Annotated in this window: 4 protein-coding genes and 1 pseudogene; all 5 read left to right on the top strand. The window is 45.3% G+C overall.

Annotated elements, in window-relative coordinates; genetic code table 11:
• Nucleotides 1-108: pseudogene (locus tag Q0338_RS00335) on the top strand (methionine ABC transporter ATP-binding protein); the annotation flags it as partial.
• Nucleotides 108-782 carry a methionine ABC transporter permease gene (locus tag Q0338_RS00330; protein WP_298085036.1) on the top strand — a complete coding sequence of 225 codons (675 nt, stop codon included), beginning with the start codon at nt 108-110 and terminating at the stop codon, nt 780-782. The pseudogene Q0338_RS00335 and the gene Q0338_RS00330, both read left to right, overlap by 1 nt.
• A gap of 256 nt (nt 783-1,038) precedes the next feature.
• A complete protein-coding gene (locus Q0338_RS00325) occupies nt 1,039-1,812 on the top strand; it encodes a MetQ/NlpA family ABC transporter substrate-binding protein (RefSeq protein WP_298058255.1) in 774 nt (257 codons plus the stop codon).
• A 152-nt stretch (nt 1,813-1,964) separates the two neighbouring features.
• Nucleotides 1,965-2,738, top strand: a complete 774-nt coding sequence (locus tag Q0338_RS00320; protein ID WP_298085035.1) for a MetQ/NlpA family ABC transporter substrate-binding protein — start codon at nt 1,965-1,967, stop codon at nt 2,736-2,738.
• A gap of 188 nt (nt 2,739-2,926) precedes the next feature.
• A partial coding sequence (locus Q0338_RS00315) for a MetQ/NlpA family ABC transporter substrate-binding protein (protein WP_298085034.1) occupies nt 2,927-3,640 on the top strand: 714 nt, incomplete at its 3' end.

Raw genomic sequence — 3,640 nt, 5'->3', positions numbered from 1 at the left:
CTAAACGAAAACGTACTTGGCTCGCTTGTCATCAACATCGATCCAAAAGACGAAGTGCGCGTGACCGAGTATATCAAGCAAAGCGGCGTATTGTGGGAGGTGGCGTGATGTTTGGCATAGATTTTTCTAAATTTCCCGACGTTTTCGAGCGCATTTTGCTTCCGGCCATCGGCGAGACGCTTTATATGAGCGTGGTTTCTACGCTTTTAGCGTTTTTGATAGGCCTAGTGCCGGCTATCTTGCTCGTTCTTTCGGCGCAAGACGGCCTAAAGCCGAACAAGCCGCTATTTATCGCGCTTGATATCACGGTAAATACGCTAAGAAGCTTTCCTTTTATCATCCTCATCATCGTGCTTTTCCCGCTCACGCGCCTGATCGTAGGCACCAGTATCGGCACTACCGCGGCTATCGTTCCGCTTACTATCGGTGCGGCGCCGTTTATCGCTAGGCTCATAGAGAGCGCGCTAAAAGAGGTCGATAAAGGCATCATCGAGGCTGCTAGAAGCTTTGGTAGCTCAAATTTTCAGATAATTTTTAAGGTGATGTTCGTTGAGGCATTGCCGGGTATCATCGCCGCTTTTACGCTTACTTTGATCGTAAATATCGGCTTTTCCGCGATGGCAGGCGCGGTCGGCGGCGGCGGACTGGGGTCTGTTGCGATAAACTACGGCTATCAGAGATTTCGCCCCGATATCATGCTCTATACCGTCGTGATTTTAATCATAATGGTTCAAATTTTCCAATCATTAGGAAATTTTATTTATAAGATCACAAAGAAATGATTTTTACGTCTGATTTTATTTTCTTTTAAACTTTTTTTGCATAAAATCCCGAAATTAATTTTACAAAGAAAGGATAGAAAATGAAATCAGATATGTGCGAAATGCGTCGCTTCACTGAACTTAAGTCGTCGAAAGACTAACGCTAAGCGCAAAATTTCTTTTTAAGCGCTTAGTCTCGCTAAGCATTTAAAAAGAAATTTAAGCCTCCGCTCATATCCTTTTTTAAATGCTAGCCAAATTTTAAAAAGGATATAAAATGAAAAATCTACTCAAATACTCTCTAGTCGCTCTAAGCCTAACGGTCGCAGCAAATGCAGCCGAGAAAATCGTCGTAGGCGCTACGCCGGTTCCGCATGCTGAAATTTTAGAAGTCGTAAAACCTATCCTTGCAAAAGACGGCTTTACTCTTGAGATCAAAGAATTTAATGACTACTCTACTCCAAATTTAGCCACCGAGGACGGCGATCTAGACGCTAACTACTTCCAGCACCTACCGTATCTTGAGGAATTTAACAAAAACAAAGGCACTCATCTAGTTAAAACCGTGGGCGTTCACCTCGAGCCTATGGGCGTTTACTCTAAAAAGATAAAAGATATCAAAGAGCTAAAAGACGGCAGCACCGTAGCTATACCAAACGACCCGACAAACGAGAGCCGCGCGCTTGACGTGCTAGCTAGCGCAGGTCTAATCAAGCTAAACGACAACCCTCTAAAAACTCCGCTTAACATCACGGAAAACCCGAAAAAGCTAAAATTTGAAGAGATCGAGGCCGCTCAAGTTCCTCGTACGCTAGATGACGTCGCCATCGCCGTTATCAACACGAACTACGCTCTAAACGCCAACCTAAACCCGACCAAAGACGCGCTCGTGCTTGAGAGCAAAGATAGCCCGTACACCAACTACGTCGTGGTCAAAGTCGGCAACGAAAATAGCCCGAAAATCAAAGCTCTAGACAAAGCCGTCACGAGCCCGGAGGTAAAGAAATTTATCGAGGAAAAATATAAAGGCGCGATAATCCCGACGTTTTAATCAAATTTAGCCCCGCCCGCTCAAATTTAGCGGCGCGGGCAAATTTAACGAAACGACGAATCCAAATTTAGTTTAGAGACCGCTCTTAAAACAAAACGGCGTAAAAGCTTTTACCTTTTTAGCGCCGTTTTTATCAAAAAAAAGGAATGATAATGCAATTTTCAAAAATACTTCTGGGCGCGCTTTTAGCTAGCGGCCTGTATGCTAGCGACAAAACCATCACCGTAGGCGCATCTCCCGTGCCTCACGCAGAGATTTTAGAAGAGGTCGTAAAGCCGATCCTGGAAAAAGAAGGCTACAAGCTCGACGTCAAAATCTTTAACGACTACGTGATCCCAAACCTCGCCGTCGAAAACGGCGAACTCGACGCCAACTACTTCCAAGGCCTGCCGTATATGAAGTCGTTTAACAAAGACAAAGGCACTCACATCGTGCCGACCGTGGGTGTACACGTCGAGCCTATGGGCGCGTATTCTAAAAAGATAAAAAGCCTAGACGAGCTAAAAGACGGCGATATTATCGCTATCTCAAACAACGCCGCAGACTCGACGCGCTCGATAAATTTGCTCGAGAAAGCCGGCATCGTAAAGGCTAAAGAGGGCGAATACAAATCCCCGCTAGATATCACGGAAAATCCGAAAAATCTCAAATTTAAAGAGATGGAGTCCGCGCAGACGCCCCGCTCTCTCGACGACGTCGCGCTAGCATTTATCAACGTAAACTACGCCCTAGATGTCGGCCTCAAACCGACCAAAGACGCGCTAATCCTAGAGGATAAAGATAGCCCGTACACCAACTACGTAGCGACCAAGGCCGGCAACGAAAATAATCCGAAAATCAAGGCTCTAGATAAAGCGATACTAACTCCCGAGGTTAAAGACTTTATCGTAAAGCGCTACCAAGGCGCGGTGATACCGAGCTTCTGATCGCGTCAAATTTGACTGATTTGCCATCGTAAAATTTAGCTTTAAAAAATCGCAATAGGCGTTTTTGCCTAAATTTTACGGCTCAAATTTGAAAAACCAAAAATAGTCGAGAAAAATCTCCAAAAATAAAACGGCGTAAAAGCTTTTACCTTTTTAGCGCCGTTTTAAAAATAAAAAAGGAAAATATAATGAAAGTTTTTAAAATTTTAGCAAGTTTGGCACTAGCCTTTAACCTCTACGCAGCCGACAAAGACCACACTATCGTAGTAGCCGTCTCGCCTGTACCTCACGCAGAAATCATGGAGTTTATCAAACCCGTCCTAGCAAAAGAGGGCTACGATCTAGTCATCAAAGAGATAAACGACTACTCGATCCCAAATTTAGCGACGCAAGACGGCGATTTGGACGCGAATTTCTTTCAGCACTGGCCGTATCTAAAAAATCACAATGAAACAAAAGGCACGACTCTGATAACCGCCGCGGCGATACATCTTGAGCCGCTGGGCTTCTACTCAAAAAAGATAAAGAGCCTAAGCGAGCTAAAAGACGGCGCTAAAGTCGCGATCGCCTACGATCCGACTAACGGCAACCGCGCTCTAAACATCCTGCAAAAAGCCGGCCTCATAGAGCTAGATAAGAGCGCAGAACTCGCCACGCCAAAAGACATCGTGAAAAATCCAAAGCGCCTAAATTTCGTCGAGCTTGAGGGTGCGCAGATACCTCGCACGCTAGATGAAGTCGATCTTGCCGCTATAAGCACGAATTTCGTCCTTGATATCGGCATGAATCCTAAAAAAGACTCGCTAGCTATCGAAGGTACCGAAAGCCCGTACGCCAACATCATCGCGGTCAAAGCAGGCAACGAAAACAGCCCGAAAATCAAGGCTCTCGTTAAGGCCGCA

Source organism: uncultured Campylobacter sp. (genome assembly GCF_938018145.1).
In the GTDB taxonomy this organism is placed as follows: Bacteria; Campylobacterota; Campylobacteria; order Campylobacterales; family Campylobacteraceae; genus Campylobacter_A.
The sequence above is the reverse complement of the archived record's forward strand: the minus strand, read 5'-3'. Positions and strand labels throughout refer to the sequence as shown.

Coding starts and splice junctions, on each gene's coding strand:
- Q0338_RS00330 (WP_298085036.1), top strand. CDS start 108: ATGTTTGGCATAGATTTTTCTAAATTTCCCGACGTTTTCGAGCGCATT.
- Q0338_RS00325 (WP_298058255.1), top strand. CDS start 1,039: ATGAAAAATCTACTCAAATACTCTCTAGTCGCTCTAAGCCTAACGGTC.
- Q0338_RS00320 (WP_298085035.1), top strand. CDS start 1,965: ATGCAATTTTCAAAAATACTTCTGGGCGCGCTTTTAGCTAGCGGCCTG.